This is a genomic window from Neobacillus solisequens (assembly GCF_051233465.1).
GTDB lineage: Bacteria > Bacillota > Bacilli > Bacillales > Cytobacillaceae > Neobacillus.
In genome coordinates, this window is record NZ_JBKFGJ010000045.1 from 1 (window position 1) to 807 (window position 807).

General features: G+C 38.8%; 1 protein-coding gene. It reads left to right on the forward strand.

Going from position 1 to position 807, the window contains the following annotated elements:
* On the forward strand, positions 1-807 hold an 807-nt coding region (locus tag ACI3K6_RS23445), incomplete at both ends, for a transposase (protein ID WP_435556728.1).

An 807-nucleotide genomic window follows, 5' to 3' on the forward strand; every position in this document is an offset into this window, starting at 1 on the left:
TGATGCTTACCATCTCTGCGAGCTGTTTTATAAGGAGGATCTAGAGCCGTATAAAAAGCGAGGAGTTCAACTATTAAACCTTCGGAATCTTACAAGACAACACGAGAATATTACTGGAGTGTTGATCCAAACAAAGCTACAATTTCAAGCAATTCTGGACCAGGTCTTTCCCGAATACAGAGGAGTTTTTGGGGATTTATATTCTGTGGTGTCACTTTTAACTCTTTCAGAGTTCTCCTCTACCGAGGATATTATAAGGGAAAGTGAAGAAACAATTACAGATAAAATATTTGAACTGTGTAAAAGTCGGTCAAAAAGATGGGCAAAAGAAAAAGCTATACAACTCAAAGCGGCGGCAGCTCGGAACCCTTTTGAAAAAACAGTGTATCAGAGTCATATACTAAGCCTAGGAATGTATATAAACATCATTCTTCAATACAAAGAGCACCTATCCACGTTAGAGTCAGAGATAGATGCCCTCGCTAAAGAAGTTGAAGAATATAATATCATCAAATCTATCCCTGGTATCGGAGAAAAGATCGCTGCAACGATCATTTCTGAAATTGGAGAGATAGATCGATTTACTGACCCTAAAAAGCTGGTAGCTTTCGCTGGGGTTGACCCAAGTGTATTTGAATCAGGTAAGTTTACAGCCACCAAAAACCGAATTACAAAAAGAGGTTCCAGCAGGCTTCGTCACGCCTTATATATGGCTGTTCGTTGTGCTATTCGTGACTGTCGAAAGAGCAAAACAAGTGATGAAATCATTCCTCGTAATAAGAAATTACGAGAATTCTATGATAAGAA